The sequence below is a fragment of the Levilactobacillus fuyuanensis genome (genome assembly GCF_003946395.1).
Taxonomy (GTDB): Bacteria; Bacillota; Bacilli; order Lactobacillales; family Lactobacillaceae; genus Levilactobacillus; species Levilactobacillus fuyuanensis.
The window spans coordinates 1-26,610 of sequence record NZ_RHNZ01000026.1 but is presented as its reverse complement, the minus strand read 5'-3'; the positions used below and the strand labels follow the sequence as shown (position 1 = coordinate 26,610).

Below are 26,610 nucleotides of genomic sequence, written 5' to 3'. Positions count from 1 at the left end.
CATTCTTTGATTATACAAAAACATCCGTTGCCAGTAATCAAATTCGTTTGATTACCAACAACAGATATTTTAGAACCAAAAAAAAGCTCGGACACCAATAACGGTCTCCGAGCTGAATTATTTCAATTATTTAGTTGCTGAATCATCCGATTGATCCTTCGGCGGCATCGTTAAGCGTGCCGACCAGGACTGCATCTGATCCAAGAACCGTTTGCTCTTGGGATGGACGCCAATCTGACTGTCGTAGATCTCATCCATCAACTGCCGTAAGGCGTGCTCCGTCTGGGGCTTCACGCTAATCGTGTGGAGCTTGTCCAGGTCGAGCACCGAGAACTGCCGCAAGTAATAGATTGTCCGCTGATTCAGATGAAGTCGGCGTGGGTCCATCCGCCAATGTTGCTGGCACAACAGGCCCCCGTAGCTTTCCGAATAGTCAAAGGGCAGATCATTTCTGCCACAGACCGCACAACCCTGAAGCTGAGGCGCCACCCCAAATGCCGGCATCAACTGAATCTCCATGATATTGGTCACAATCGACGCATTCACGCCATCGTCAATCAGCGTTAGCGCGCGTTGCACCCGGTGATACCAGTCGGGTAACGGCTGACTGTCGGGAAAGGCGGAGTCCACCAGACTCATGATATACGTGGCGTAGGCATTTTTAAAAATGTCCGCACTGATATTCTGGTACTGGCTGGTCTCCCTGGCCGTGCGAATATAGGACAAGCCATCGTCGGCAATGTCACCCACGTAACTGCCCACCGTAAACGGCAGGATATCCGCGACCATCTTGAAGCCCTTCTTCTTAGCGCCCCGTACCAGAAACATCTTCTTACCGAACTCCTGCGTCAAAAACTTGATCAGGAAGTCCCGCTCGGCATAGTCGCGCCGAAACAGCAGGATGCCGTGAAAATCCGTCACATTACGTGCCACCGTCATCCCCGCTTTCTTTCAATTACTGTTGCTTTACAGGTCGTCCTTGCGGTAACCGTAGCTCTTCAGCAGTGTCGCCTTGTCGCGCCAGTTTGGTTGGACCTTGACCCACAGCTGCAGGTAGACTTTGCTCCCCAACAAGTGTTCAATGTCGTGCCGAGCCATCGTCCCAATCTTCTTGAGCATACTGCCGCCCTTGCCGATCATAATGCCCTTTTGCGTGGGCCGTTCGACGATGATCGTGGCTTCGATGTGCACGTGATCTTCGTCCTTTTGCTTCATGCTTTCAATTTCAACAGCCACTGAGTGCGGCACTTCTTCACGCGTCAACATGAAGATCTTTTCACGAATCAATTCGCTAACCACAAACCGTTCTGGGTGATCGGTCACCTGATCTTCGGGATAGTACTGAGGACCGTTTGGCATCTCGTCAACCAGGTCACCCAGGAATTCATCCACGTTATTTCCTTCGAGCGCGGAAATGGGGTAAACGGCCTTCCATGGTAGCGCCGTCTTATACTGTTCCATGATGGCCAGCAGGTCGTCCGGATGAATCTGATCGATCTTGTTGATCAACAGGTAGACCGGGGCCTTGATGCCCTTCAGGCGGTCGATGATAAAGTTATCCCCGGCCCCCCGCTTTTCAGCGGCGTTGATCATGAACAGCACGGCATCGACTTCGTTCAACGCCGACATCGCGGACTGCACCATGTAGTCGCCCAACTTACTCTTAGGCTTATGAACCCCCGGCGTATCGATGAAGACAATCTGTGCCTCATCCGTCGTGTAGATCCCTTGAATCTTATTCCGCGTGGTTTGCGCGGTGTCCGACATGATGGCAATCTTTTGACCAATCACGCGGTTTAAAAACGTTGATTTCCCCACATTGGGCCGGCCAACGATAGCCACAAAGCCTGATTTATAATTTGGATTATCCATATTTTCCTCCACTTAGAACCAACGAGCTAGCGCTGGCAGCATGACGAGTGCCCCGACAATAACGGCGAAGATCGCGGCGAGTAAGACCCCACCAGCGGCCACGTCCTTGGCTCGTTTCGCCAAATCGTGATAGGTCGTACCCACCACCAAGTCGACGACGGCCTCAACGATCGTATTGAGCGTTTCGGCGATCAACACCAAGAAGATGGCGAGCACCAGCCACAGCCACTCGTTTAACGTTAGTCTTAAAATAATGCCGGCAATCACCGCCAGCGTTCCCACTGCCAAGTGCTTCCGGAAATTCCGTTCGTAATGAAACAGTGCCCGCAAGCCATCCCACGCGTGGCCTAACGACTGCACGAACGCCCGGTTCTTTCCCGTCTGCTTGCGCTTATCGTTTGAGCCCATAAGCATCGAGGATATCGGCTTGTAGCTTGAACATGACCTTCTCATCCTCTGGCTTCATGTGATCGTAGCCGTTCAGATGTAAGAAGCCGTGGACCACGAGAAATCCGAGTTCCCGTTCGTAGGAGTGGCCCAGGTATTCTGCCTGCTCTTCGACCTTATCCATGGAAACAAAGATGTCACCGATGTTTTCGGGAATCTCGGCGGCCATCTCGGGATCCATCACTAATGGAAAATCAGCGTCTTCATCCTCAGAATCCTCAATCGCAAAGCTGATGACATCGGTTGCCCGATCGACCCCACGGTACTGCTTGTTGATGCGGTGAATGTCTTCGTTGTTCATCAGGGTCACGGACATTTCGGTATTTTCGGCAAGTTCAAGATACTTCCCGGCATATTCCAAAACTTCTTTAATCATGTCCACGTGCTTTGCTGGCACGCCGTCTTTGGTTTTATCATAAATCTCTAAATCCATTATTTTTTAGCTCCATTTGGTTTAGTATCGTTGGCTTCGTAAGCGTTAATGATGCTGGCAACGACTGGGTGCCGGACCACATCATCAGAACTGAAGGTCACAAAGTTAATGTGTGCCACGTTCTGCAGGATGTGTTGGGCCTGAATCAACCCAGACTTGGCATTGTGCGGCAGGTCAATCTGCGAAATATCCCCGTTGACGATCATCTTGGACCCAAAGCCCAATCGCGTCAGGAACATCTTCATCTGCATGTTGGTCGTGTTCTGCGCTTCATCGAGAATGACGAAGGCTGATTCCAGCGTCCGCCCCCGCATGTAGGCCAGCGGCGCAATTTCGATGACCCCACGATCCATCAAGCGGGTCGTATGTTCTGCCCCTAAAATAGCGTACAGGGCATCATAGATGGGCCGCAAGTAAGGATCGACCTTTTCCTTCAGGTCACCGGGCAGGAACCCGAGACTTTCTCCAGCTTCCACAGCAGGACGGGTAATGATCAGTTTCTCCACATCACCGCGTTTTAATGCAGCCACAGCCATGACGACGGCCAGGAAGGTCTTCCCAGTCCCGGCCGGACCAATCCCAAAGGTAATGTCGTTGTGCTTGATGGCATCAATGTATTGGCGTTGGCCAAAGTTCTTGACCCGCACGGCACGTCCCTTAGCATCCTTAATCAATGTTTCATTGTAAAAGTCTTTAAAGTACGTCAACGTGCCCTTGCCCGCCATCTTCATGGCGCTGATGACATCGGCACTGTTGAGCTTGATCCCCTTGGCCAGTAGGTCGCTCATGTTGCGCAAGATAGCCAGCGTTTGGTCGACCGTATCCGCGGCACCAGAGACCTTGATCACATTACCGAAAGGTTTGATTGTCACTTGCAAACCTTCTTCAAGGATCGTGACGAACTGATCCTGCGCTCCCAGTAAAGCAACCTCATCTTCAGGCCGGGCCAAGATATATTCTTTTTCAATCGTTGTGTTTTCAGTCAAATACGGTGGCTCCTTTGTTTTTAGTTAGTGTCTAATAGTCAAATTTTAGCATACTGCCGGGCATTGTAAAAGGATTCCGCGCGAAAAGCCAGGAGAAGCGGCAATAACTGCCACTAATCACCGATTCAGACCGGTTGGGTTGCAGTCACCCTCACCACTCTCAATCAGTTGGATTCACAACTTTTCGGGTCAACACGAGTCGGTCCCGAAGCTTCAGACCGTTCTCCATAATATCGTGATTATAGTGGGTCGTAAAGTAATCGGCCTCCACCGCCACAACGCGATAACCCTGCCTTTGATAGAGGTAGAGTTGGGTGAAGCTCGTGGTTCCCGTGGCTACCCGTAACGTTCGGTAGCCATGGTCGTTAGCCCACTGTCGGGCAAACTCCAGAAGGGCCTTGCCGTAGCCCTGCCGCTGACGGCTGGGGGTGACAGCCAGATTGACAATTTCCAGAACCTGATTGGCGCACGGCTGGAGCACCAACACACCAATCAACCCCTGGGTATCACTAGCAGCGAAGGCCGTTCCCGTTGTCAGGTAGCCATCAATCAAGCTCTGACTGGGATCAGCGCTCAGCAACAGGTCATTTTGAGCCGGCGTGGGCTGCTGAAATTTCTGATAAACCAAGGCCATGCGACCAACCTCCCTTCGTTAAAAAAATCATCACGGTCCGACCGTGATGATTCTCGTGAACTTACTTGTTTAATTGCGCCTTAACGGTCTTGTTGACAACGGCGCCATCGGCCTTGCCCTTAACCTGTGGCATCACAACGCCCATGACCTTACCGAAGTCACCCATGCCACTAGCAGACACCTTAGCGATGCTGTCAGCGACGATCTTAGCAACTTCGTCTTCGCTCATTTGCTTAGGCGCGTACTTTTCAACGATGGCGATTTCGGCCTTAACGCCTTCTACCAGGTCGTCACGGTTACCTTTGGCGAATTCTTCCATGGATTCCTTACGTTGCTTCAATTCACGGGAAACGATCGTCAATTCTTCGTCAGGGGTCAAATCATGGCCTTGCTTAACCTTTTCGTTGGTCAAAGCAGCCTTCATCATCCGGATAACGTTTAAGGATAACTTATCGTGGGCCTTCATAGCCGTCTTTAAATCAGTGTTGAGTTGGGTCTCTAAACTCATTACATTTCCTCCTAAAAATCGTGATTACTTTCTAGTCTACACCTATTTAGCGGATGCGTCAGCTTAAGTTGCTTGCCCCTAGTCCTGTCTTGGTTGTCGCACCGACTGCATACCAACAACGACGTGATTACCGGCCAAGGTGACTGGCCAAGCGGGTTCATTCGGTAGCTGGTTCTCATGTCAGACCAGTTGGCGCCTCGTCAATTGCCCCTGAATGAATTCAGAGGCTTGTCGCTCACGTGTCTGGTGACACAGTAGTCCAGCATACCTGTTAAAGCACTCCTACTCGTAGTGGCAACATCATCGGGTAATTGACAGTTACCCGTTTAACTGCCAGGTTTACCCAGCAGTTGTTGGCTTCTTAATCTTTGGGTGCATAACACCGTTCAACCAGTCTTGCCCAAGCATTTTAATATTCATGGCTCCTAATCGGTCATCATTGCAACGATACTGACACTGTTTGCACCAATACTCGTGGGTATCATGGTGACGATTGGTCTTCTCAATTAAGCCACACTTAGGACATCGCTGCGAGGTAAATACTGGACTCACTTTCACAACAGTACTTTGAATAGCCTGAGCCTTATATATTAGGAAAGATTCTAACTGAAAAAAAGACCAGGAACGATGGCTGCTACGCAAGGATTTAGGCAGATCATCGGTGTTGAACGTCACATTAGTTAAATCTTCCAAAACGAAAAGAGTATGCGAACCATATGCTGTAACGAGTGTCTTAGCTAGCCGATGATTTACATCGGTCATCCAGCGGTTCTCTCGTTGAGCCAATTGCTTCAGTCTCTTTTGGGAAGATCTGGTGCCTTTGCTTTGTAATTTTCGACGAATCTCCTGGAACTTTTTTCGCTTACGTAAGACTTTCTGACCATCAAAGAATAACGTTTTCCCTTCACTATCAAAGACAGTTGCCAGAAAACGCAATCCCCGGTCAATACCTACGATTTGAGGCTTATCTTTGGGATTGAAATCGCTAACTTCCTTTGTGATGCCAATATGCAAAAACCACTTACCCCGATTGTGAACCAACTTGGCGGTACCTAGTTTCCAATCGTCAGTGAAGTATTTCTCGAATCCCTTGTTGGTGAAGCCTAACTTAGTCCGCTTACCGAGAGTGGTCATCGAAATCTGTTGCATCTTGTCTACAAAAGAATAGTTACTCTGACGAACCAAGTCTGCTTGTAGCCGACGAAATTGGATAGGTTTCACCATCCAATTCAAGTCTCTAGGGACTTGAATCCACTTGTCTTCTTCGTTCTTGTAGCGGTAAGAATGTTGCCTCATTTGTTCTCTAACGGTTTTATAGCGAGCCGAGACCGTCCGGAAAACAGATTGAATCATCTGGCTATTGAGTTCTGATTCTTGTCTAAAGATTTTGTACAGATGGTGATTGATTTTTAACCAGCTTAGCTGAAATTCATTCTCAAAAATCCATTGACTGACAATATTAGTTAATCGTTGGTACTCCTTGCTCATTGCTAGAAATTGTTCTGCTTGATTAGTGTCTGGGTAGAGTCTCAGCTTGATTGTTCGCCCTAATTTGACCAATGGATACCTCCCCTGTAGATTGGGTTAAGTATATCATGTTCAGCCCCTCTTGGGGGAACATATGTTTTGAAAAGGCTATTAAAATCTGGCATTCATCCTGCGATTAAAATCACAGGTTTTTTTGCTTAGTTTTTAATAAATCAGTCGATACCGATCTTAAATTTGGGATTGTTTTTCATTGACTGATGGCTTACGCTAGCACTGAATTACAATTAGAAGGGAAGTTTTGCCATGTCAGACATGCGGGCCATCGGCTTCACCCAGAATTTGCCGATTGAAAATGAAAAAAGTTTCTTTGAATTCTTCACGCCCAAGCCAACACCAACGGGGCACAATATCTTGATAAAGGTCCAGGCCACCTCGGTCAATCCCGTGGATACCGGCGTGCGACGCGGGACCCAGGGCGTCCTCGCCACACCCAAGGTGATTGGGTGGGATGCGTATGGCACCGTTGACGCAGTTGGCGACGCCGTCAGTCTGTTTCAACCCGGTGACCGGGTCTTCTATGCCGGTTCCTTCAAACGTGCCGGTTCGGACAGCGAATATCACCTCGTGGACGAACGGATTGTGGGCCACGCACCCACTTCGTTGAGCCCCGCGGAGATTGCCGCCATGCCTTTGACTTCACTGACGGCCTGGGAAGCCCTCTTCGAACAAATGCCGATTGATTTCGACCATACCCAGAATAACGCTGGCAAGACTGTGTTAATCATCAACGGTGCCGGTGGCGTTGGCTCAACGGCTACACAGCTCGCCCACTTGGCTGGGCTGACCGTCATTGCCACGGCTTCACGCCCAGAAACCATTGCCTGGACCAAGGCCCACGGCGCCGATGCCGTCGTTAATCATCGTAAGAACCTCGTTGATGAGGTTCACGCGCTGGGCTACGCCACGGTTGACTACATTCTGGAGCTCAGTAATCTCAATCAACACTGGACCGAGATTGTCGCGCTCATCGCCCCTAGCGGTCACATCGTCTCCATTACTGGTAACGACCAGCCCATTGATCTCCGGGCCTTAAAACAAAAGCGCGCCACCTTTGCCTGGGAGTGGATGTACACGAAGTCCTTCTTCGAAACGCCGGATATGATCAGTCAACATGCGATTCTGGAACGTGTGCGCGACCTGTTGGATACGGGCCAGCTTAAATCCACTCTGACAAAAACCTTCACCCCCATTAACGCCGCTAACCTGCGCGCGGCCCACGCGTTAGTGGAAGCCAACCGAATGATTGGCAAGGTCGTTTTAACCAACAACTAAACCATTTTTCTCATCACGCAATAGTCGCTCCCACCAACTCGTTTGCTGTTTTAACGAATGGGTGGAAGCGACTATTTTAATGCACTGATTATCAAATGGTTAGTCGAAAACAACAATCGGCTTGATGACTTTACCACTGGCAGAGTCCGCAAACGCCTGATTAATATCTTCAAACTTGTAAAGCTTGGTGAGTTTATCAAATGGGAACAGGCCCTTTTGGTAATACTTAACAATCTTAGGAATAAAGAGTTGTGGAATGGCGTCGCCTTCAATGACCCCGGCAATCGTCTTGCTTTCGGCCATGATGTCATCATTCACATTAAACGTGACATCGCCAGCGATCCCCACGACTGCATCGATACCACGGGGTTTGATTGCGTTAGCCGATTCCTTGATACATTGTGCGGCACCGGTTGTTTCCAACGCAAAATCGGTTCCATTACCGGTAATCCGTTTGATCTCAGCAACCACGTCGACGCCGGGCTTGCTCTCAATGACATCCGTAGCGCCCAACTCGCGAGCCATATCCAACCGATAGGGATTAGGCCGATTCACGACAATGATGTGTTCCATATTCATTAGCTTGGCGGCCATCACACCAGACAACCCAACGGCGCCGGCACCAAAGATGACAATTGAATCGCCAAATTTAGGCTTGAAGTATTGTAAAACTGTCCCGGCACCGGTTTGAATTCCACAGCCCAAAGGTCCGAGTAGTTTAAGATCAGCACTCTCATCGACTTTAACCACACCACGTTCGGAGACTACGGAATAAGTACTGAATGAGGATTGCCCGAAGAAGTTTGATACGGCTTCCCCATCTTGTGTAATGGCGGCGGAACCATCCTTACGACGCCCACCAAAATTAATTTGGTTCATTTTGTCACATTCTGCGGGATGACCTGACAGGCAGCTTTCACATACCCCACAGGAATTAAATGAGAGGACCACGTGATCTCCTGGCTTCACCGTTGAGACGGATGACCCCACCTCTTCGACAATTCCGGAACCTTCATGGCCCAGAACAACCGGATAGCCAGCCATTCCGGCATCTCGCCCGACAGCGTCCGTGTGGCAGACACCACTCGCCACCATTTTTACCAGGACTTCATCACTTTCTAAATCCGCCAGTTGTGCTTTCTCAATCGTTAAAGGCTCCCCTGATTTGCGAGCCATTGCTACCGTAATGTCCATTATGTTTCCCTCCATGATTTGTTCGTTTTTTAACAAGCATATTTATTTTAACCTATAATTTGCAAAACTCAATGATTCTCTATGTAAATTTAATTAATATTCATTGCAGCGTCATCCACTTGGACCGAACAATGCCAGTAACCGTGTGCCCTGAACCGAGGCTACTGATCAAAACGCGATTAACAACGCTGCTAACTGTATTGCTTTTTTCGTAGCGCATCAACTTCACGTAACCGATACAAAAAACCGCTAACCAATTAAGGTCAGCGGTTTTTGAGTTAAATTGCAAAAAGAGCTTAGAAACGCTTCTTCTTGGCTTTACGCTTACGCGCAGCTTCTGATTTTAACTTTTTCTTCACACTTGGTTTTTCGTAAAATTCACGTTTACGGTATTCTTGTAAAGTACCGCTACGGGAAACCGTACGTTTGAAGCGCCGAAGAGCGTCGTCAAAAGACTCGTTTTTGCGAACGACTGTCTTTGCCATATAAAATTCCCTCCCTCCGAGCACAAGTAATAACGCCGGTTAGTTTTTTACCACCGGCGTAACGGTTCTTAACTATTATACATAATCATCCAAACGGCGTCAATAACGCAAAGCAATAAAATTTGAACCGTTTTAACGGACGGGGTAAACTAGGGGTAATCATTAAGAAAAAAACGCAGAGGAGTTGCTCGCTATGCCGCAGATTACCATCTTCATTATTTCTGATTCTTCCGGGGAAACGGCGCTGACCGTTGCCCAAACGGCGGTGTCTCAGTTTCCCACCGTGCAAGCCAGCTATCAACGGTTCCCCTTTATCCAAACCGATTCAATTCTCGATGGCATCCTCAACCTCGCTAAGAAACAGCGGGCGATGATCTTCCACACACTGGTCAACGCCAAGCTGAGTAAAAAGGTCAGAGAATTTGCGACCACTAACCAGCTTCAGCAGTTTGACTGCATCCAGCCAGCCATGGCCGTCATGCAAAACGCCACGGGCTTAACTCCCGAGGGCGTGCCCGGCCTGGTTCACAACCTCAACGATACTTACTTCGACCGGATTGCCGCCATGGAATTTGCCGTTACTTACGACGATGGGAAGGATCCGACCGGTCTGCTCAAGGCGGACATCGTGATTCTCGGGGTCTCACGGACCTCCAAGACCCCCCTGTCACTCTTCCTGGCCAACCGGAACTTACGGGTCGCTAACCTGCCGTTAGGCCCCACCACGCAGCTTCCAGACGAGCTATGGCAGGTTGACCCCAAGCGGATCTTCGGCTTGACCAACAAGCCGGAATCGCTCAGAAAGATTCGTCAGGAACGGATGCTGTCTTACGGCCTTCCCGCCGACAGTGCCTACTCCGATACCAAGAAGATTAGTGAAGAGTTGGATTATGCTCAGAAGATCTATAAAAAAATCGGTTGCCTAGTGATCAATGTCTCAAATAAGTCGATTGAAGAGACTGCCACCTTGATTATGGAGAGTGTGGATTACGATTTGATTCCCCACCCATTGACCGACTAACCGAATTCGCCAAGAAGTAATTTTACAATTTTTGAATTTTTAAACACCAAGGGTTCCCATCATCTCAATCATCGAGATCATGGGAACCCTTTTAATATTAGAATTAATCCGTCCAAATGCCATACAAATCTGCCGCCGCTGACGGGTAGGCAAAGAAGGTTTCATGGAGCTGTGCTGGCGTCACGTGCTGCTGAATCAGTAACGCCACATAATTAATCAGCACATCCGCTTGGTAGCTGATGGCTTCCGCACCCACGACCTGACCACTTTGCCGGTCAACGACCAAGATCAGTTGCGCTTGGTCATCGTACTCTCGCTGATACGTCAGCCACTTATTCAAGGCCACCTCTCGCAGTGTATACCGACTTGACTTCTGCCGGGCTACCGCCGCACTCACGCCGACCTGGGCTAAACGTGGCAGGCTAAACACCGCACTCGCTTGCAAGGGATAGACGATGGGAAATCTGGGCGTAGCCGTCAAGAGATCGCCGACATACTTACCCTGAAAGATGGCGTAATTCGCCAGTTTCGGCGTCGCAACAGCCGCACAGTCGCCGACCGCAAATACGTTGGGATTGCTGGTCTGCAAGTAATCATCTACCCGAATACCGTGTGCATCAGTGGTAACGCCCGCCGCCTGCAGGTTGAGGTCGTCAACGTTGGGTAAGCGCCCCAACGCCGCATAAACAGCCTCCGTCGTCCATTGAGCCCCAGAAGCAGTCCTCACTTGAAGAGCCGTTGACGTTCGATCAAGACGCGCCAACTCATCGTCAAAAACAACCCGGACATTTTGCTTGGCGAGATTGGCGATTAGCTTTTGAACCAGTTGCGGGTCAAAGCCCCGCAGTGCCACGTGATTGTGCTGAACCAACGTGACCGTATCGCCGGCCTCACTCGCAATTCCAGCAATGGCAAAGGCAATGACGCCGGCACCTAAGATCGTGATATTTTTGGGTGCCACGTGCCGTTTGAAAAAACTTCCGGAATGCTCGACCCACTGGCCCCCAGGAAAAGTGAGTTCTCTGGGACGGGCACCCGTGGCAATGACAAAAGTTTTAGCCGTGAGTCGTTCACCATTAACCCGAATTTGCTGAGAATTGATAAATTCCGCGTGGCCTTCAAAAGTGGTGATGTCATTGGCCACGAATCGCCGTTTGAAATTTTCTTGCGTCTGACTGACCACAGTATCTCTGTGCGCGGCCAATCGTTCCCAATTTACCGGTGGCACGGCTGCCGACCCGTTTTGAACGCGAAAATCTCGGTGGGCCTCAATGCCCCCTAATAGGACTTTCTTCGGCGTACTACCGCGATTCACGGTCGTGCCACCCCAGTCACGCTGCTCAATGACCGCCACAGTCTGGCCGTGAGACGCCGCACGAATGGCTGCTCCGGCGCCACCAACACCGCTGCCAATGACGATCGTATCAAATACTTTCATTGGCTAACTCCTATCTATTTGCCAAAAACGTCGTTGGCACTAAAAGTCTCAGGGTCGACGACCGGCTGATGGGCAACGTGGCCTCTCGGATCTTCATACCAGACTACCGCAGCCTCTTCAGTTGGAAAGTTTTCAATCGTGCTTGTTGGCAGATTCAAGTGGTCGGCAACCATTTGTGTTGGTGAAATTGCTAACCATTTATTCAGAGAAACATCGGAATAAACTGGATTCTTGAAGAGCTCAATAAAAATCAACGGTTCATCCCCGATGTTTTGAATGTAATGGCCAGCTTCCTTAGGAATCACGCCAACGTCGCCAGCATTGAAGTTAAAGGTCCGCGCCAACGTATTGGAATTAAAGACACCCACTTTGGCTTGGCCTTGAATGTAGTAATCCCATTCCTCAGACTTAGGGTGCCAGTGCATCTCGCGCATACCTCCGGGCTGGACTTCAACAATTGCCGCGGAAATTGTCTGGGCTGCTGGAAAGACGGATTGGTCGATGATCCATACCTTGCCAGCCTCAAATTTCTTAGCTGGGACGTCCTTCATATGCAGCGTCAGGGGCGTCTTCATTGGCGTTCCGGGTTTCTTCACGGTCTCGATAGGGCCAGGAACGTTACCGTCAAAGATATATTTCTCATGACTCGGTAGTGGCTTCAAGGTTGCCTCATCCACCTTAAAGTTGGCGGCGATGATGTCCTTAGGCGTGTGCGCCAGCCAATCCGTCAACAAGAACGTGTTATTTTCGGAAAAGTCGGGCTCGCTGAAGACGAGTAAGAACTCACAGCCCTGGTCCAATGCCTGAATAGAATGAGGAATCCCCGCTTCAAAATCCCAGAGGTCGCCGGCTGCGATATCATCGATAAAGCTTTCACCGTTTTCGTTAAGCGCCGTTACCCGGGCATTTCCCTGCAGCATCATGGCCCATTCGGCCTGTTGATGCCAGTGCATTTCCCGGTAAGCGCCGGGCTTCAAACACATGTCGACCCCCGCTAAGTCATGCGAGGCGGGTAATTCACGGTTGGTCACCTCACGTGTCCAACCGCCGGATTCCAACCGCATGTGCGCATCGGAAAAGCTAAAACGCAGGTTGGCTACCGTCCCGTGGTCCGTGGTTGGTGGCACGAGGAGATCTGGGTTCTGAAGGTCCCGTTGGTAGTTCCGTGGCCCTTGGTCAATCCAACCAGTCTGGTCAACGTTACGAATCGGTTCTTTCTTCTCAGTCATACGAAAAATCCCCTTTTCCATTAAGATGGCCTTATTATAAACCGCTTTCTACCGTTAATCAATCATATAGGTAATCATATATAATAATCCTTATATTTTATGGATTATTATTGGCTATGCAGTACAGTTATGCTCCTTAAATAAGTGTCATAAATTATCAAGTGTGTGTCATCAGATTGGCGTCAAAAAATAGGAAAGTCTCCTGTGACTAGGTTTCTGTCACAGAACACTTTCCTATTTTGTTATCACGATCAGTAAGGATTAACGTGATTCAGTTTTAGCTTACTTCTTAGCTATCAGAATTCTCGTGCTCAGCAACGCATACATCCCATTAAGGCCCGCATGCTGGACACGAACCTCCCTCACACCAAGCTGTTCCAGTTTACGCCGATACTCGCCGACGTGTTCAATATCCAAGATAACCAGTTGGCCGTTTGGTTTCAATACCCGGTAGGCCTCAGCAATCGCTTGTTGTCGGCTAGCCTTGGGCTTCACATTGTGAATAGCAAGACTCGCCACAACATGATCGAAACAATTATCCACGAAGGGCAGTTGCGTCATATCTCCAGTAACTAACTCACTGACGTCACGAACACCAGCCTGGTCAATGTTGTGCTGCGTCTCCTCTGTTGAATTGCCCGATTGGTCTTCCCGATTCCAAATATCTAAACCGGTCACTTTGCCCGGGACACGCAATTGCCGCGCAACTTCCAGTAGAAAGGCTCCATGGCCCGTACCAAGATCCAGCACCTGCTCATGACCGTCAAGCGGCATTTCCCCAACGACGCGTTTGATAAGCTTGTACTTCCCCCACAACGACGTATACAAATACATGCCCGCAAACAAGAACAGGGCAATTGGAAAAAGGTAATTGGTCCACTCCCCGGAAGTAACTGCCATCACCATCCCCACAATACCAACGAGTAAAAACACGATTGGCACTAACGGCGCATCGATACCTTTTTTCATATTCAATTTCTCCCCCTATGACTTCCTACTTCTAAGAGCTAAGCCTTCATTCAAAGTAACATTCGTTAACAGTCATCATACCAGCCTTTGTAAAAAATAAGCATCTCCAAAGCTTATTTAGTAAATCTAAAATTTCAAGATAACAGGAATAGGGTATTGGTTAGGTAGTGAAAAGACTCACCATCTAACCAATATCCTATATTCTTTGACACAAATCATTAATTTAACAACGGTCTTATTAACAAGACATCAAAAAACAAACTAAACACTTACAACAGTCCACTACCGCGTCAGGTACGCATCGACCGGATTTCCGGCTAACACATCGGCCTCTAAATCCGGATTGAATCGTTGGTGCTTGAGCATGGCCACCTCATAGCCGTGAGGATTGACCCCATGCTTGCGGTCTGGCCCAATCACGGGCGTTTCCATAATCTTCGGCACCGCCGTCAATTGGGGATGGTGTGCGACACTATTCAACACGTCAAACCCCAACATTCCCAATCCGATATTGGTGTGCCGGTCTTTGTGACTCCCCTGTGGGTTCTTGGAATCGTTCAGGTGAATCACCTTGAGCTTGTCGATGCCAATGACGTGGTCGAATTCATTGAGTACACCGTCAAAATCCGTGGCAATGGCGTAACCGGCGTCACTGGTATGGCACGTGTCAAAGCAAACTGATAATCGGTCATTAGCCGCCGTCGCGTCCATGATAGCCGCTAGTTCTTCAAAGGTCCGACCGACCTCGGTTCCCTTGCCTGCCATTGTTTCCAAGGCAATCTGCACGGGTTCATCGGCCGCCGCCAAGATCTCATCGAGTCCCTGGGCAATCTGGGCAATCGCTGCCTCTGGACCAGCACCCACGTGGGCTCCGGGGTGTAGCACAATCTGTGTGGCCCCGAGAGCCGCCGCCCGTTTTACTTCATTGGTCAGAAATTCCACGGCAAAGGCGTAGTTCTGCGGCTTGGTCGTATTTCCCAAGTTGACCACGTACGGTGCGTGAATCACGACGGCTCGCTGATCGTGGTCGGCCATGAACTGCTTGCCCGCCGGAATGTTCAGCTCGTCGATTGGTTTGCGCCGGGTATTCTGGGGCGCACCGGTATAGATCATGAAGGCATTTTCGCCATACTGGGCGGCCTCCTGAGCTGACCCTAGGAACATGTCTTTGCCCTTCATACTAACGTGTGATCCGATTAATAATTCAGCCATTACAATTCATCCTTTCCACTGATAATCAGGCCGGCCACCTTCTGGCTAGCCGTGCCATCTTCCCAATCACAGAACTTCTGGTAAAAGGCGTCCTGCTGGGCCTGATACGCTGGAAAGCTTCCCTGGTCGCGCCACCCATCGAGTTGTTCATAGAAGGCGCTCGCCGTCGTGACGAGCGGTCCCGGAATTTCCTTTTGGTAATCGAAGTAGAACCCGCGGAGTTGGTCGCGGTAGTGTTCGAGGTCGTAGGCGAAGAATAATTGGGGTCGTTTTAAGTTAGCAAAATCAAACATCACCGATGAATAATCCGTGATCAGGAGATCCGTAATCAGGTAGAGCTCGGCAATGTCGGTATCGGCTAGCACCGTCACGCGGTCCTCGTAGCCGCGGATATCCACGGCGTCCTTGACCAGATAGTGGGGCCGAATAATCAGATGGGTGCCAGCTGGCACGTGCGCAAAGAATTCACCCAGGTCAAACGGCAAGTCAAATCGATAGGCCCCCGGCCGCACCGCCATGTCATCGCGCCAAGTTGGCGCATAGGTCACGACTGGTCCGGTGACTTTACCCAACAGGTGTTGGCGCAGTGCCGCCACCTTATCCGGCTGATTGTCCGTGTAGAGCACATCGTTTCTGGGATAGCCGATTGTCAGAAAATGGCCGCGATAGCCAAAAGCCCGTTTGAAAATATCGCGTGAATACTGGTTCGGCGCAATGAGGTAATCCCAGCGCGACGAGGCCGTCACAAATTGCTGGTGATAGTCGGCCGTACTGGTTCCTGGAATCGCCACGTGTTCAATGTCGGCCCCCAGCTTCTTCAGGGGCGTCCCGTGCCAGGTCTGAATGGTCCGGGTGTGGCGATTCGACCGCCACCAGTTCGGTAGCCGAGAATTTAGGACCCAGTACTGGGCGCGGGCCATTAGCCAGACCCACTTAGGTGTAAAACGCTTGATCAGTTGGATCTCCGGGTACTTCCGTTTCAACGCCGCATATTCACGGGGCTTGACGCTAAAGTACGCCGTCTCCCGGTAACGGGGATCCGCCGCGACCAATGCGCGGTAGATGGCCGCCGGATTGTCGTTGACGTCCTTTCCGTTGAAGCTTTCAAACATCACTAGTCGCCGTTTAATAGGTAAACAAATAAGCCCATCGTTCAGCACGATGAGCCCATAGCGAGCAACTAGCTTCAATGACTGCGTGATTTTTTGGAAACCGTTCGCCATTTGAGGTTGCTCCTTTCAATTAGATTAAATCAACAAAGCGTGACCGGAACTTGTAGTGCAGGTGGGAACCCACGAGCAGTAAGAAGAACACGAACAGCCAGAATTCTAACGTTAACATTGGCTTATCCCAGAACCAGCCGGTCCCTAAGAAAGATTCCCGGAAGCCCGCAACGATGTAGTAGTACGGGTTAAGTTCGAGTAAGTGAATGAATGGTGTTGGGAATGAGGGTGTCACGAAGTTAAACAGCACACCGGACACGTAGAACAACATCCGCATCAGGGATTGTAACAAGATATGGTAATCCCGCACCAACACACTGATACATGAGTTGAAGATTCCCAGAGCCACGAGTAAACAAATCATGGCAAAGAAGTAGTAGATCCACTGGAACCAGGCAACCTTAGGGTAAACCCCGTTCAACAGACCAATAAAGATGGTGAAGACCATCATGGTCCAGAAGGAGCTCAGATTGCTGACAATCTTGATTGTTGGCAGTGCGGACACGGGGAACTTCATCTTGGCCACCATGTTGACCCGTTGGTAGATACTCTTGGATCCATCCAACGTGGCCCGGTTCATGAAGAACCAAGGTGAGATCCCGATAACCATCCATGGTAGATAGCCGACCCCACTAATGGGTTGGCCGTGCTTCAGACCCACACCGAAGACTAACCAGTAAATACCGATTTGAATCAACGGGTATAAGTACTCCCACATTAAACCTAAGTAATGACTCTGATAACTTGCTTGATCTTCGTAGCGCGAAATCCGAAAAATGATTCCGAGACTCGAGACCTGTTCTTTGAATAAGGTCATGACCTCTTTCAAGGCACTGCACTCCTTTAAATTTTAATCGCTGGTGCTAATCTAGCAACGCAGCATAACGGTCAACGACCCGCTGTGTGGCCGCCCCATCGTTGGCGAAATTCCACCGTTGGTTAAACTGGGTTAAATCGGTTGGCGCATCGGCTTTAATCGCCGCTGCCAGCTGATCGGTCGTCTTGATGATCGTTCCGGGCAACCACTCTTCCAGGTCCGGTTGAACCCCGGGATCTTGCCGGTAGGCGTCCAGGTCGAACAGGAAGAACAACAGACTGTGCGCGTTTGGCACCAGACTGTAATCGAAGGCCACCGAAGAATAATCCGTGACGACCGTCTCCGCCACGTTCAACAGATCCGTGGTACTGATATCCTCGGTCACCACGACCTGCTGCCCTAATTGCGCCTGTAGCTTCTGCGCACTAGCCTTTAACGCTGGGTGAATCTTCACGACTACCTTCGCATCGGGATCAGCGGTCAACGCTGCTGCCAACCCAGCTGGTGGCGTGAAGGTCACGCCCTCACGGTAGGTCGGGGCATACAAAATGACCCGGTGACCCACCAATTCCGGCGCTGCTTCGGCAACCGCATCACGTGATAACTGCTGCCACTTCGGATCGGAATACCGGTCCGATCGCGGATAACCTAAGACCTGCATCCGATCAATCGGCACCCGATAACTTCTAGCGAACACCTCGCCCATTGCCGGCGACCCCACGACGTATTCATCGAAGTGATCGTAGACCGCTTGAAACCGTCGCCGGTCGCTGGCTGAACGCTGGGCCGTGGTTGGATCATCCCAACCGAAACGCTTGATGGCGCCCGCCGCATGCCAGACCTGCACGATTCGCATCCGTTTGGGATGATGCAAGCCACCGAGAAACGCGTAGTAGTTGTCACAAAACAAGACACGCGCACGCATAATCTGAGGAATGCCCTTCAAGACAAAAGCCAGATCATCACGAAACGGCCGCACATCAATCCCGGACCGCGCCAAACGCTGCGCCGCCCGTTCCTGTTGCGGTCGGTAAAACACGACTAACGGTCGATCGACCGGTGACGCCTGTGCCAAGGCACGAATAAACGCAAGGTTGTCGCCAAAACTCATCAGGTAAACAAAGTTACGCTGCCGGCGGCCACCACACAAGAGCGACATCAGTCGGATTAACCCTAAATAAATATCTTTCACGCTATCACCAATATCACTTATTTTCGCTGTCCATAACACCGAGAATTATACCACATCTCCAGGGGGAACCTAGAGAAATTTAAGAACCTTTAAGAAACGCGTTGAAAATTCCTTGCAACTTAACGGGTAAACTGGTGAAAAATACTGAAAGCATCGCATTGTACTGAAGTAATGTTTAGGCACAATGATTCGTAGTCTAATACGAATTTCACCAGTACTCACCAAATTGCTGAGACTGATTTTGAAAAAATTGCATTAGTAGTAAGTAGAGGCTCGGTTGATAAAAAATACAGCGGCGAAGGTTGCCCCTCATCGCTGTACCGGTTTACCATTTCGGTTCGTAGAAGTGTCCCAACACCTTCACCGTATCGGAGATGCTGGTAAAGGCATGTGGATCGGCCTCTTCCATGGCGACTTCCAACTCATCCATTTCATAGCGCGTAATGACCGTGAACAAAATCGTCTTTTCATCGTGACGGTAAGCCCCTTCTGCCCCGTGGACAATAGTGATTCCCCGGCGCATATGGTTCTGAATACTGTCGATGACTGTCTTAGGCCGGTCGGTAATGACCATGACCTGCATCCGCTGTTGACGGGTAAATGTCATGTCGATGACCTTGGCGTTCACGAACAAACCTAATGCGGAGTACAGCGCATATGGCCAGCCGTAAACGAACCCGGCACTCAACACGATCAAACTGTTGAAGGCGATGTTAATGGTTCCCATGCTTCGGCCAGTCTTACGCCGCAACACGATCCCAATAATATCCAGCCCACCGGTCGAAATCCCATTCTTCAAGGCAAATCCAGTCCCGAAACCGTTGACCGCACCCCCGAAAATCGCACAGATAATCGGGTCACTGGTCAGATGAACGGGTTGGATAAACCGAATCATAATGGACGCGAACAGGACACAAATGAACGTAAAAACCGTAAAAGACTTACCAATTTGTTTCCAAGCCAGGACAAACATGGGAATGTTAATCAGAAACAGCCCCAGAGCTGTGGAGATATGGAACATTCCCAACCCTGCCGTCAAACTGTTGACCAACTGTGCTAACCCGGTCACACCGGAGGAGTAAATATGCCCCGGTGTCCAGAAGAAGTTCACCGCAATCGACACCAAGACCCCGTAGAAGAACGCTACAGAGAATTTTGCCGTATAGGTATGCCGTTTTAACAACTGCTGCACATCATCCATGATTTAAATACCAACCTCGCTTACTCTTTTTGTCATATTTCATACTATGCTCGGCTTAGTATAGCATTTATCCCCCGCCACGGCCACGTTCCGGCGTATCTTTTAGCGAGTTCTAATGATTTTGCCAGTGCTGTTGAATAAAGTCAGCCCGGCCACCAGCCTCTTCTTGTTCGAAACGTTCGGCATTCTTCTTGTAAAACTGCTGATGCCGTTCCTCAGCCACGAAGAACGGTTGAACGACCTGAATCTTTGTCACGATTGGCTTATCGAATTGTTCACGGTCCTGTAAAGCCGCCTTCGAGGCTGCTGCCGTCGCTGCCTGTTCTGCGCTATTCACGAAGATTACGGGGCGATAATTGTCGCCACGATCCTGAAATTGACCGGCATCGTCCGTGGGATCGGTTTGTTGCCAGTACAAATCAACTAACTGTTGGTAAGTTACCTGACTGGGATCGAACCAGATTTTGACGGCCTCGGTATGCCCGGTCGTTTGGCTCTTAACCTGTTCGTATGTAGGAGCCGTCACGGTTCCTCCGGTGTAGCCAGATAGGACTTTCACGATGCCTGGAAAGGTATCAAACGGGCGAACCATGCACCAGAAACAGCCGCCGGCAAACGTTGCAGTTTCAATTCTCTCACTCATCATAATCACTCCATTTTCTAATAATTCCATTAAACGGCTTTTCACGGGCGGCGTCAAGGGTGACTTACGCTTACCACATTGATCTTGGGTTCGCCTTACCGGGTGGCGGAAATCAGCCGGGACGTGGCGGGCGGACGCCTGGAGCCAAAGTGCGGTCTCCAGACTTACCATTGAACCTCAAAGAACGAGTTTCAACGGTACCAATTCTCTAAGCGGCCAAGCCCGCCGCTAAGAGAATTCCCGCGGCTGAGCTGATTTCCGCCACCCTCACGGCTTACACGGATCACTGCTGACACCGTGCGTCTCTCCTTGACGCCCGAGAATGATTTTCCACATTGCATTCACTTCAAATTGTTCGTGGCTAAAATGCTCGATTAACCTAATTTTGAAGATAGCATCACAATTAATCGATATTCAGCTGAATTACGTTCTGTCATTTACGTAACATTCATGGGTAAAAGCTAGCTTAGCCGGAGGAGGCCAAGGATGGAGCCGGCCGTGACGGCGGTGTTGTCTGGTGTTCTTTACCAGACTACAGCGCGGGACGAGCTTTAAGCCGGGTGCCCTTCGCGGCTTAAAGTCGAGGTAAGAGACCGCTTCTCAGGCTCTTGCCGGTCCCCACAGCGGCGGAATCCTTGGCAGCCGCAGGCGACAGTCTTTAACCAACGACATGTCTTCAGTAAACAAAAAAACGTCAACCGCAAATACGGCTGACGTTTCATCAGACGAAATTAGTCTTCGTCTGCGTCTGAATCTTCTTTTTTAGCGATCAACAAGTCCAGATCAAGCAATTGCTTGTCCGCAACCGTCGATGGTGCTTCGGTCATTGGTTCCGTGGCCTTCGAGTTCTTAGGGAAGGCGATCACGTCACGAATGTTGTCGCGCTTAGCCAGCAACCGGGCGAAACGATCCAACCCGATAGCCAGACCACCATGAGGCGGGAACCCGTAATCTAAGGCTTTCAGGAGGAAGCCAAATTGCTTTTCGGCACGTTCAGGTGTGAAGCCTAAGGCCTTGAGCATCTTCATTTGGAGTTCACGGGTGTGGATCCGGATGGAGCCCCCACCTAATTCCAAACCGTTCAAGATGATGTCATAACTTTGCGCGTAGGCCTTGTGTGGGTCTTCGCCGTCGTTCAAGTAGTGCGCATCCCCTTCGGCAGGCATCGTGAATGGATGGTGCGCTGGCACCCAACGTTCGAGATCGACATCGTAGTCAAACAATGGCCAGTTGACGATCCATAGGAAGGCCCACTTGTTTTGGTCGATCATGTCTTGTTCCTTGGCAATGGCTACCCGCAAGTAACCTAAAGTCTGGGCAACGACACGCTTGGAGTCAGCAGCGAACAGTAAGAGGTCGCCACTCTTGGCACCGGTCTTCTCGGTGATTTGGGCGAACCAGTCGCCTTCCTTGAAGAACTTAGCGACTGGGCCGCTGAAGCCATCATCGGTAACCTTCATCCAAGCTAAGCCCTTAGCGCCAAAGCGTTCAACGTATTGACCGTACTTGTCGATATCCTTGCGGCTGTACTTGTCAGCACCACCAGGAACGGCGATAGCCTTGACTTGACCGCCGTTAGCAACGGCACCAGAGAATACCTTGAAGTCGGTGTTGGCCATGATGTCGGACAGGTCCTTTAATTCCATGCCGAAGCGGACATCTGGTTGGTCCGTCCCGAAACGAGCCATAGAATCGTCCCAGTCCATCCGTTCGAATGGCAACTTAACGTCGACATTTAACGTATCCTTCATAACCTTGGCAATCAGACCTTCAGTCAGATCTTGAATTTCTTCAGCAGTTAAGAAGGACGTTTCCAAGTCAATCTGGGTAAATTCAGGTTGACGGTCCCCACGCAAATCTTCGTCACGGAAGCAACGCGCGATTTGGTAGTAACGGTCGAAGCCAGAACCCATCAGCAATTGCTTAAACAATTGTGGGGATTGTGGTAAGGCGTAGAAGTGCCCAGGGTAGATCCGTGAAGGTACCAGGTAGTCCCGGGCCCCTTCTGGCGTTGACTTGGTCAAGTCTGGCGTTTCAATGTCGATGAAGCCGTTCTTGTCAAAGTAACTGTGAACGGACTGCACGATCCGGTTCCGTAACAACAGTGACTTTTGCATTTCTGGACGACGTAAGTCCAGGTAACGGTACTTCAGACGCAAGTCATCGGAAGCGTTAACGCCATCTTTGATTTCAAATGGCAATTCCTTGGACTTGTTCAATAAGTTGATGCCGGTAACCCGGACTTCAACCTTACCCGTATGCATGTCGGGGTTGATTTCCTTAGGTGCCCGTGCAACAACTTTCCCCTGGATTTCAATGACATATTCGCTACGCAGTTGGTCAGCAACGGCCAGGGCGTCCTTGTCGAATTCTTCACTGAAGACCAGTTGAACGATGCCTTCGCGGTCGCGGAGGTCAACGAAGATCAAGCTACCTAAGTCACGGCGCTTTTGTACCCAACCCTTTAAGACAACGGTTTGGTCGAGGTAGTCTTCATTAACTAACCCGGCGTACGTGGTTCGTTTTAAATTCTTTTCCATTCTTATCCCCTCTTATTTTGCTGCAAACTTAGTGTTTACAACGTTTTGGAAATCTTGGTAAACGTCAGCTAACGGTACGCTGACTTCTTCACCAGTCTCCATGGATTTTAAATTAGCCGTTTGGTCGGCTAACTCTTGGTTACCAATGGTTAAGGTATACTTGGCTGCTAAGCGGTTGGCCGTCTTGAATTGGGCCTTAGGCTTGCGCGCCAAGTAGTCACGATCAGCGGTCAGGCCGGCTGCACGAATGGCCTGAACCAGCTTCAATGTTTCTAAGGACGTCTCGTCCCCGATACCCACGACGTAAACGTCAAGTGGGTGATCGTTAGGAATTGCGACCTTTTCGGCTTGCATCAACAGAACCAGCCGTTCGACCCCAAGGCCGAAACCAACGCCGGGCATTTCTGGCCCGCCGAGTTCTTCGACTAAGCCGTTGTACCGGCCACCGGCCAAGACGGTCGTGTAGCCTTCGCCCAGTGCGGGTGAATCGGCCATGATTTCGAAGATGGTGTGGTTGTAGTAATCCAACCCCCGAACCATCGTCGCATCGACATCGTAGTCAATTCCCAGCGCATCCAGACTAGCCTTGACCCGGTCGAAATGGGCCGTGGCGTCGGGTGTCAGGAAGTCCAAGATAGATGGTGCATCGGCGACGATAACTTGATCGTGCTTGTCCTTACTGTCCAGGACCCGCAGTGGGTTCTTGTGCAGCCGAACTTTGGAGTCATCACTCAGTTCATCAAAGTGTGGTTCCAAGAAGTCGATCAGGGCTTGACGGTAAGCGTCACGACTTTCCTTGTCGCCCAGCGTGTTCAACGCCAAACGCAAGTGCTTCAAGCCTAACTTGCCCAACAGGTTCATCCCTAAGGCAATGACTTCAACGTCTAATTCTGGCGCGTCACTCCCAAAGGCTTCCACCCCGATTTGATGGAATTGCCGTTGGCGACCTGATTGTGGCCGTTCGTAACGGAACATAGGCCCCATGTAGTAGACCTTGTAAGGCTTGTTGGTCTCTGGACCATAAAGCTTGTTTTCGACGAAGGCCCGCACGACACCGGCAGTGCCTTCTGGCCGCAAGGATAAGTGACGATCCCCCTTGTCCTTGAAGTCGTACATTTCCTTGGTCACGATGTCGGAGGTGTCCCCGGAAGTCCGTGAAAAGACTTCGAAGTTTTCAAACATCGGCGTCCGAATTTCTTCGAAGCGGTAATTAGCAAACAACTGACGCGCGGTAGCTTCGACGAATTGCCAGGTCTGTGAATCGCCTGGTAGAATGTCGGCCGTTCCCTTTGGTCGTTGATAACGCATGAGCATTCTCCCTTTCTACGCCTGCAACGAATTTTTATGTTGGTGGTACCCATCCGCCTACCGGGCGGTTCTGGAGATACTGGAACGTAGTGGGCACGACTTGAAGCCTCACAAAACCTGAGTCTTCAAGCTCGGCCTTTACCTAATCCGAGAAGTTCCCTCGAATAAGGTAAACGACACCACTGAGCATCTCCAGAACCACCCTCTCGGCTGACATTTGCCACCAACAACATGTATGATAATCAGCAAAGCAGATTTCAACGCGTTAGTGACAAACATAGTTATAAGAGCATAAAAAACGCCCCTGTCAATTGACAAGGGCGCAGGTATGCACGGTACCACCTTTTTTAAAGTTCTCTGCAGGATAACGTTGCAAACGAATGACGACGAGCGTCATTAGCCTCAAAAGTGTCTTCAGGGTCACACCGTTGACCGCCTCCCAGCAACGCGATCTCTCTAATAACGGGCTTTCTCCTACTAATCTTTCTCATGGGCAATCTATTTTATTCTTCCTAAGCTTACTGAAACTACCGTGAAAAGTCAAGGCGTCCCCTCACGAAATTTAAAGGTTGTGAAAACCATTCGTGGTATAATTGAACCTAATTTGATGAAGGAGAATTCAGCATGCATTTTAAACCACGCAACTGGCCGGGAATCATTACCGCGCTGGTTATCCTCTTAGTTGCCGGGGGGCTGCTCTTCAGCTTCACCCGCAACAATTCCGTCACCGCTACCGTCAGTAACCTTAACCTGCGCAACGGCCCTGGCCTGACATATAAAACAACTTATAAAATCAAACGTAACAGTCGCCTGACCATTTTGGGTGAAAAGAACAATTGGTACCACGTTCGCGACAGCCAGAATCACTTTGGCTGGGTCGCCAGTTGGCTGGTCGATCACCCGGGGAACCTGAAAAAGGCCACTAGTTTATCGGAAGCCACAGTCGTCTTGGACCCCGGCCACGGTGGTAGCGATTCGGGTGCCCTGTCGATCGATCAGAAACACGATGAAAAGACCTATACGCTGGCCATGGCCAAACAAGTTGCCAAGCAGCTCCGTGCACGTGGTACTCACGTCATTATGACTCGTGACAACGACAAGTCGGTCAGTCTTGCCGATCGGCCCGCCTTGGCTAATACCAACCAAGCGAGTGCCTTCATCAGTTTTCACTTCGACTCCTCCCCAACCAATAACCTGGCTTCGGGGACAACCACCTACTACTATCACCGCAATACGTCCTACAAGCTAGCAGAGGCGGTCAACGATCAGATGGGCGACCTGCCCCTGACCAACCGCGGTATCAAGTATGGTAACTTTGAGGTCATTCGAGATAATAGCCGGCCATCCCTTCTATTAGAGATGGGCTACATCAATACCAAGCGAGACTTTAAGTACATTCACAGCACCACGTATCAAAAGCAGGTTGCGACTCGCGTTGTTAAGGGGCTCAGCGCCTACTTCAGTTCCCAGTCCTAGTCATTTAGAAAGAAGATCTTACCATGCAACTCACGTCGGAATGGCTAAATCAATTGCCGTTACCGCAGATTCAAACCACCCGCGCCGTCTCTGGCGGGGATATCAATGACGCCTATCAGTTAGAAACGGTTGAAGGACCGTACTTTCTTTTGGTTCAGCCGGGTAAATCCGCTAGCTTTTATGCCCACGAAGTTGCCGGTTTGAAGGCCCTGAGTCAGGCCGCTAACGTCCCAGAGGTCATCGCCACTGGTGAAATCGACAACGACGCCTACCTCGTGTTGGAGTTTCTGGAAACTGGTCATGGCAGTCAATACGAGTTAGGCCAAACGGTCGCCCGGGTTCACCACGTCACCGCCAAACAGTTCGGCTTCAACGACAACAATCTCGTCAGTACGTTGCCCAAGAACAACACCTGGCAAGATGACTGGACGACCTTCTACCTGCAGCAACGCCTCGACCCACTCGTGCAACGTGCTCAGGAACGTCATCTTTGGAATGCGTCTCGTCAGACCGCATACGACCGTGTCCGGCAGGCTATTATCGCAGAAAACCAACATCGACAGATTCAGCCGTCATTGTTACACGGTGATCTCTGGGCTGGCAACTACCTGTTCACGGCAGATGGTATCCCCACGTTGATCGACCCGGACGTCCTCTATGGCGACCGCGAATTCGACCTGGCTATGACGACCATCTTTGGTGGCTTCACGGCCGACTTCTACCGTGGCTACCAAGATCTTTATCCTCTAACAACTGGCTACACGGAACGCTTGCCCCATTATCAGCTATACTACCTGCTGGTCCATCTGAACCTCTTCGGTGAAACTTACGGCGAGGCTGTCGACCAGACGCTAGCTCGGGGATAATTCGAAATAATTAGCTGGGAATCGAGTAGGAGGTAACCAATTGGTTTGGCTACCGACCTCTCACACCACCGTACGTACGGTTCCGTATACGGCGGT

At 50.3% G+C, this 26,610-nt stretch carries 25 protein-coding genes; 4 read left to right on the top strand and 21 right to left on the bottom strand.

The window, feature by feature from the left end:
- Positions 1 to 126: 126 nt before the first annotated feature.
- From recO to EKM73_RS11605, 8 genes are all read right to left on the bottom strand, one after another.
- Positions 127 to 939 carry a DNA repair protein RecO gene (recO, locus tag EKM73_RS11640; protein WP_164508922.1) on the bottom strand — a complete coding sequence of 271 codons (813 nt, stop codon included), beginning with the start codon at positions 937 to 939 and terminating at the stop codon, positions 127 to 129.
- Between the two features lie 27 nt (positions 940 to 966).
- Positions 967 to 1,872, bottom strand: coding sequence for a GTPase Era (gene era / locus EKM73_RS11635; RefSeq protein WP_125702025.1), 906 nt, complete (start codon positions 1,870 to 1,872; stop codon positions 967 to 969).
- Positions 1,873 to 1,884: 12 nt separating this feature from the next.
- Entirely contained in the window at positions 1,885 to 2,286 is a 402-nt protein-coding gene (locus tag EKM73_RS11630) for a diacylglycerol kinase family protein (RefSeq protein WP_125702024.1), read from the bottom strand.
- The gene (gene ybeY, locus EKM73_RS11625) at positions 2,264 to 2,752 is read right to left on the bottom strand and encodes an rRNA maturation RNase YbeY (protein ID WP_125702023.1); all 489 of its coding nucleotides are present in this window, start codon (positions 2,750 to 2,752) and stop codon (positions 2,264 to 2,266) included. The genes EKM73_RS11630 and ybeY overlap by 23 nt, the downstream gene beginning before the upstream one ends.
- Complete coding sequence (locus tag EKM73_RS11620) at positions 2,752 to 3,738, bottom strand: PhoH family protein (protein WP_020088526.1); 987 nt, start codon at positions 3,736 to 3,738, stop codon at positions 2,752 to 2,754. The genes ybeY and EKM73_RS11620 overlap by 1 nt, the downstream gene beginning before the upstream one ends.
- 160 nt (positions 3,739 to 3,898) lie before the next feature.
- Positions 3,899 to 4,372 carry a GNAT family N-acetyltransferase gene (locus tag EKM73_RS11615; protein ID WP_125702022.1) on the bottom strand — a complete coding sequence of 158 codons (474 nt, stop codon included), beginning with the start codon at positions 4,370 to 4,372 and terminating at the stop codon, positions 3,899 to 3,901.
- Between the two features lie 61 nt (positions 4,373 to 4,433).
- Positions 4,434 to 4,880 carry a GatB/YqeY domain-containing protein gene (locus EKM73_RS11610; RefSeq protein ID WP_020088528.1) on the bottom strand — a complete coding sequence of 149 codons (447 nt, stop codon included), beginning with the start codon at positions 4,878 to 4,880 and terminating at the stop codon, positions 4,434 to 4,436.
- A 339-nt stretch (positions 4,881 to 5,219) separates the two neighbouring features.
- On the bottom strand, positions 5,220 to 6,440 hold the full coding sequence (locus EKM73_RS11605) for an RNA-guided endonuclease TnpB family protein (protein ID WP_125702021.1): 1,221 nt from the start codon (positions 6,438 to 6,440) through the stop codon (positions 5,220 to 5,222).
- Between the two features lie 240 nt (positions 6,441 to 6,680).
- Here EKM73_RS11605 and EKM73_RS11600 point away from each other — a divergent pair, with 240 nt between their 5' ends.
- A complete protein-coding gene (locus EKM73_RS11600) occupies positions 6,681 to 7,700 on the top strand; it encodes a zinc-binding alcohol dehydrogenase family protein (protein WP_164508923.1) in 1,020 nt (339 codons plus the stop codon).
- A gap of 99 nt (positions 7,701 to 7,799) precedes the next feature.
- Here the strand turns inward: EKM73_RS11600 and EKM73_RS11595 are convergent, their stop codons facing one another.
- Positions 7,800 to 8,894 carry an NAD(P)-dependent alcohol dehydrogenase gene (locus tag EKM73_RS11595; protein ID WP_125702019.1) on the bottom strand — a complete coding sequence of 365 codons (1,095 nt, stop codon included), beginning with the start codon at positions 8,892 to 8,894 and terminating at the stop codon, positions 7,800 to 7,802.
- Positions 8,895 to 9,190: 296 nt separating this feature from the next.
- The gene (gene rpsU / locus EKM73_RS11590; protein WP_011667518.1) at positions 9,191 to 9,379 is read right to left on the bottom strand and encodes a 30S ribosomal protein S21; all 189 of its coding nucleotides are present in this window, start codon (positions 9,377 to 9,379) and stop codon (positions 9,191 to 9,193) included.
- A 193-nt stretch (positions 9,380 to 9,572) separates the two neighbouring features.
- Between rpsU and EKM73_RS11585 the strand changes: the two genes are divergently transcribed.
- Positions 9,573 to 10,400, top strand: a complete 828-nt coding sequence (locus EKM73_RS11585) for a pyruvate, water dikinase regulatory protein (RefSeq protein WP_125702018.1) — start codon at positions 9,573 to 9,575, stop codon at positions 10,398 to 10,400.
- Between the two features lie 103 nt (positions 10,401 to 10,503).
- On the opposite strand, the gene EKM73_RS11580 is transcribed toward EKM73_RS11585, so the two are convergent.
- From EKM73_RS11580 to hisS, 11 genes are all read right to left on the bottom strand, one after another.
- On the bottom strand, positions 10,504 to 11,838 hold the full coding sequence (locus tag EKM73_RS11580) for an FAD-dependent oxidoreductase (RefSeq protein WP_125702017.1): 1,335 nt from the start codon (positions 11,836 to 11,838) through the stop codon (positions 10,504 to 10,506).
- Positions 11,839 to 11,852: 14 nt separating this feature from the next.
- Positions 11,853 to 13,067, bottom strand: coding sequence for a cupin domain-containing protein (locus tag EKM73_RS11575; RefSeq protein WP_125702016.1), 1,215 nt, complete (start codon positions 13,065 to 13,067; stop codon positions 11,853 to 11,855).
- A gap of 282 nt (positions 13,068 to 13,349) precedes the next feature.
- Positions 13,350 to 14,036 carry a class I SAM-dependent methyltransferase gene (locus tag EKM73_RS11570; protein WP_125702015.1) on the bottom strand — a complete coding sequence of 229 codons (687 nt, stop codon included), beginning with the start codon at positions 14,034 to 14,036 and terminating at the stop codon, positions 13,350 to 13,352.
- A 282-nt stretch (positions 14,037 to 14,318) separates the two neighbouring features.
- A complete protein-coding gene (locus EKM73_RS11565) occupies positions 14,319 to 15,248 on the bottom strand; it encodes a deoxyribonuclease IV (RefSeq protein ID WP_125702014.1) in 930 nt (309 codons plus the stop codon).
- On the bottom strand, positions 15,248 to 16,471 hold the full coding sequence (locus tag EKM73_RS11560) for a CDP-glycerol glycerophosphotransferase family protein (protein WP_125702013.1): 1,224 nt from the start codon (positions 16,469 to 16,471) through the stop codon (positions 15,248 to 15,250). The genes EKM73_RS11565 and EKM73_RS11560 overlap by 1 nt, the downstream gene beginning before the upstream one ends.
- Before the next feature lie 19 nt (positions 16,472 to 16,490).
- Entirely contained in the window at positions 16,491 to 17,300 is an 810-nt protein-coding gene (locus EKM73_RS11555) for an ABC transporter permease (protein ID WP_020088537.1), read from the bottom strand.
- A 34-nt stretch (positions 17,301 to 17,334) separates the two neighbouring features.
- Positions 17,335 to 18,447: a CDP-glycerol glycerophosphotransferase family protein gene (locus EKM73_RS11550; protein ID WP_125702027.1), complete on the bottom strand. Its 1,113-nt coding sequence runs from the start codon at positions 18,445 to 18,447 to the stop codon at positions 17,335 to 17,337.
- A gap of 358 nt (positions 18,448 to 18,805) precedes the next feature.
- On the bottom strand, positions 18,806 to 19,681 hold the full coding sequence (locus EKM73_RS11545) for a YitT family protein (protein WP_125702012.1): 876 nt from the start codon (positions 19,679 to 19,681) through the stop codon (positions 18,806 to 18,808).
- 112 nt (positions 19,682 to 19,793) lie between these two features.
- Entirely contained in the window at positions 19,794 to 20,324 is a 531-nt protein-coding gene (msrA, locus tag EKM73_RS11540) for a peptide-methionine (S)-S-oxide reductase MsrA (protein ID WP_125702011.1), read from the bottom strand.
- 731 nt (positions 20,325 to 21,055) lie between these two features.
- Positions 21,056 to 22,864 (bottom strand): aspartate--tRNA ligase, encoded by a 1,809-nt coding sequence (gene aspS, locus EKM73_RS11535; RefSeq protein WP_125702010.1) that lies wholly within the window; start codon positions 22,862 to 22,864, stop codon positions 21,056 to 21,058.
- 12 nt (positions 22,865 to 22,876) lie between these two features.
- Complete coding sequence (gene hisS, locus EKM73_RS11530) at positions 22,877 to 24,172, bottom strand: histidine--tRNA ligase (protein WP_125702009.1); 1,296 nt, start codon at positions 24,170 to 24,172, stop codon at positions 22,877 to 22,879.
- A 624-nt stretch (positions 24,173 to 24,796) separates the two neighbouring features.
- Between hisS and EKM73_RS11525 the strand changes: the two genes are divergently transcribed.
- Positions 24,797 to 25,648: an N-acetylmuramoyl-L-alanine amidase gene (locus tag EKM73_RS11525; protein ID WP_125702008.1), complete on the top strand. Its 852-nt coding sequence runs from the start codon at positions 24,797 to 24,799 to the stop codon at positions 25,646 to 25,648.
- Positions 25,649 to 25,671: 23 nt separating this feature from the next.
- Positions 25,672 to 26,514 (top strand): fructosamine kinase family protein, encoded by an 843-nt coding sequence (locus EKM73_RS11520; RefSeq protein WP_125702007.1) that lies wholly within the window; start codon positions 25,672 to 25,674, stop codon positions 26,512 to 26,514.
- Positions 26,515 to 26,610 lie beyond the last annotated feature (96 nt).

What these genes read in the sequence shown, in the direction of transcription:
- recO (WP_164508922.1), bottom strand. Translation starts at nt 939, where the DNA reads ATGACGGTGGCACGTAATGTGACGGATTTTCACGGCATCCTGCTGTTT.
- era (WP_125702025.1), bottom strand. Translation starts at nt 1,872, where the DNA reads ATGGATAATCCAAATTATAAATCAGGCTTTGTGGCTATCGTTGGCCGG.
- EKM73_RS11630 (WP_125702024.1), bottom strand. Translation starts at nt 2,286, where the DNA reads ATGCTTATGGGCTCAAACGATAAGCGCAAGCAGACGGGAAAGAACCGG.
- ybeY (WP_125702023.1), bottom strand. Translation starts at nt 2,752, where the DNA reads ATGGATTTAGAGATTTATGATAAAACCAAAGACGGCGTGCCAGCAAAG.
- EKM73_RS11615 (WP_125702022.1), bottom strand. Translation starts at nt 4,372, where the DNA reads ATGGCCTTGGTTTATCAGAAATTTCAGCAGCCCACGCCGGCTCAAAAT.
- EKM73_RS11610 (WP_020088528.1), bottom strand. Translation starts at nt 4,880, where the DNA reads ATGAGTTTAGAGACCCAACTCAACACTGATTTAAAGACGGCTATGAAG.
- EKM73_RS11600 (WP_164508923.1), top strand. Translation starts at nt 6,681, where the DNA reads ATGCGGGCCATCGGCTTCACCCAGAATTTGCCGATTGAAAATGAAAAA.
- EKM73_RS11595 (WP_125702019.1), bottom strand. Translation starts at nt 8,894, where the DNA reads ATGGACATTACGGTAGCAATGGCTCGCAAATCAGGGGAGCCTTTAACG.
- rpsU (WP_011667518.1), bottom strand. Translation starts at nt 9,379, where the DNA reads ATGGCAAAGACAGTCGTTCGCAAAAACGAGTCTTTTGACGACGCTCTT.
- EKM73_RS11585 (WP_125702018.1), top strand. Translation starts at nt 9,573, where the DNA reads ATGCCGCAGATTACCATCTTCATTATTTCTGATTCTTCCGGGGAAACG.
- EKM73_RS11580 (WP_125702017.1), bottom strand. Translation starts at nt 11,838, where the DNA reads ATGAAAGTATTTGATACGATCGTCATTGGCAGCGGTGTTGGTGGCGCC.
- EKM73_RS11575 (WP_125702016.1), bottom strand. Translation starts at nt 13,067, where the DNA reads ATGACTGAGAAGAAAGAACCGATTCGTAACGTTGACCAGACTGGTTGG.
- EKM73_RS11570 (WP_125702015.1), bottom strand. Translation starts at nt 14,036, where the DNA reads ATGAAAAAAGGTATCGATGCGCCGTTAGTGCCAATCGTGTTTTTACTC.
- EKM73_RS11565 (WP_125702014.1), bottom strand. Translation starts at nt 15,248, where the DNA reads ATGGCTGAATTATTAATCGGATCACACGTTAGTATGAAGGGCAAAGAC.
- EKM73_RS11560 (WP_125702013.1), bottom strand. Translation starts at nt 16,471, where the DNA reads ATGGCGAACGGTTTCCAAAAAATCACGCAGTCATTGAAGCTAGTTGCT.
- EKM73_RS11550 (WP_125702027.1), bottom strand. Translation starts at nt 18,447, where the DNA reads ATGTCGCTCTTGTGTGGTGGCCGCCGGCAGCGTAACTTTGTTTACCTG.
- EKM73_RS11545 (WP_125702012.1), bottom strand. Translation starts at nt 19,681, where the DNA reads ATGGATGATGTGCAGCAGTTGTTAAAACGGCATACCTATACGGCAAAA.
- msrA (WP_125702011.1), bottom strand. Translation starts at nt 20,324, where the DNA reads ATGAGTGAGAGAATTGAAACTGCAACGTTTGCCGGCGGCTGTTTCTGG.
- aspS (WP_125702010.1), bottom strand. Translation starts at nt 22,864, where the DNA reads ATGGAAAAGAATTTAAAACGAACCACGTACGCCGGGTTAGTTAATGAA.
- hisS (WP_125702009.1), bottom strand. Translation starts at nt 24,172, where the DNA reads ATGCGTTATCAACGACCAAAGGGAACGGCCGACATTCTACCAGGCGAT.
- EKM73_RS11525 (WP_125702008.1), top strand. Translation starts at nt 24,797, where the DNA reads ATGCATTTTAAACCACGCAACTGGCCGGGAATCATTACCGCGCTGGTT.
- EKM73_RS11520 (WP_125702007.1), top strand. Translation starts at nt 25,672, where the DNA reads ATGCAACTCACGTCGGAATGGCTAAATCAATTGCCGTTACCGCAGATT.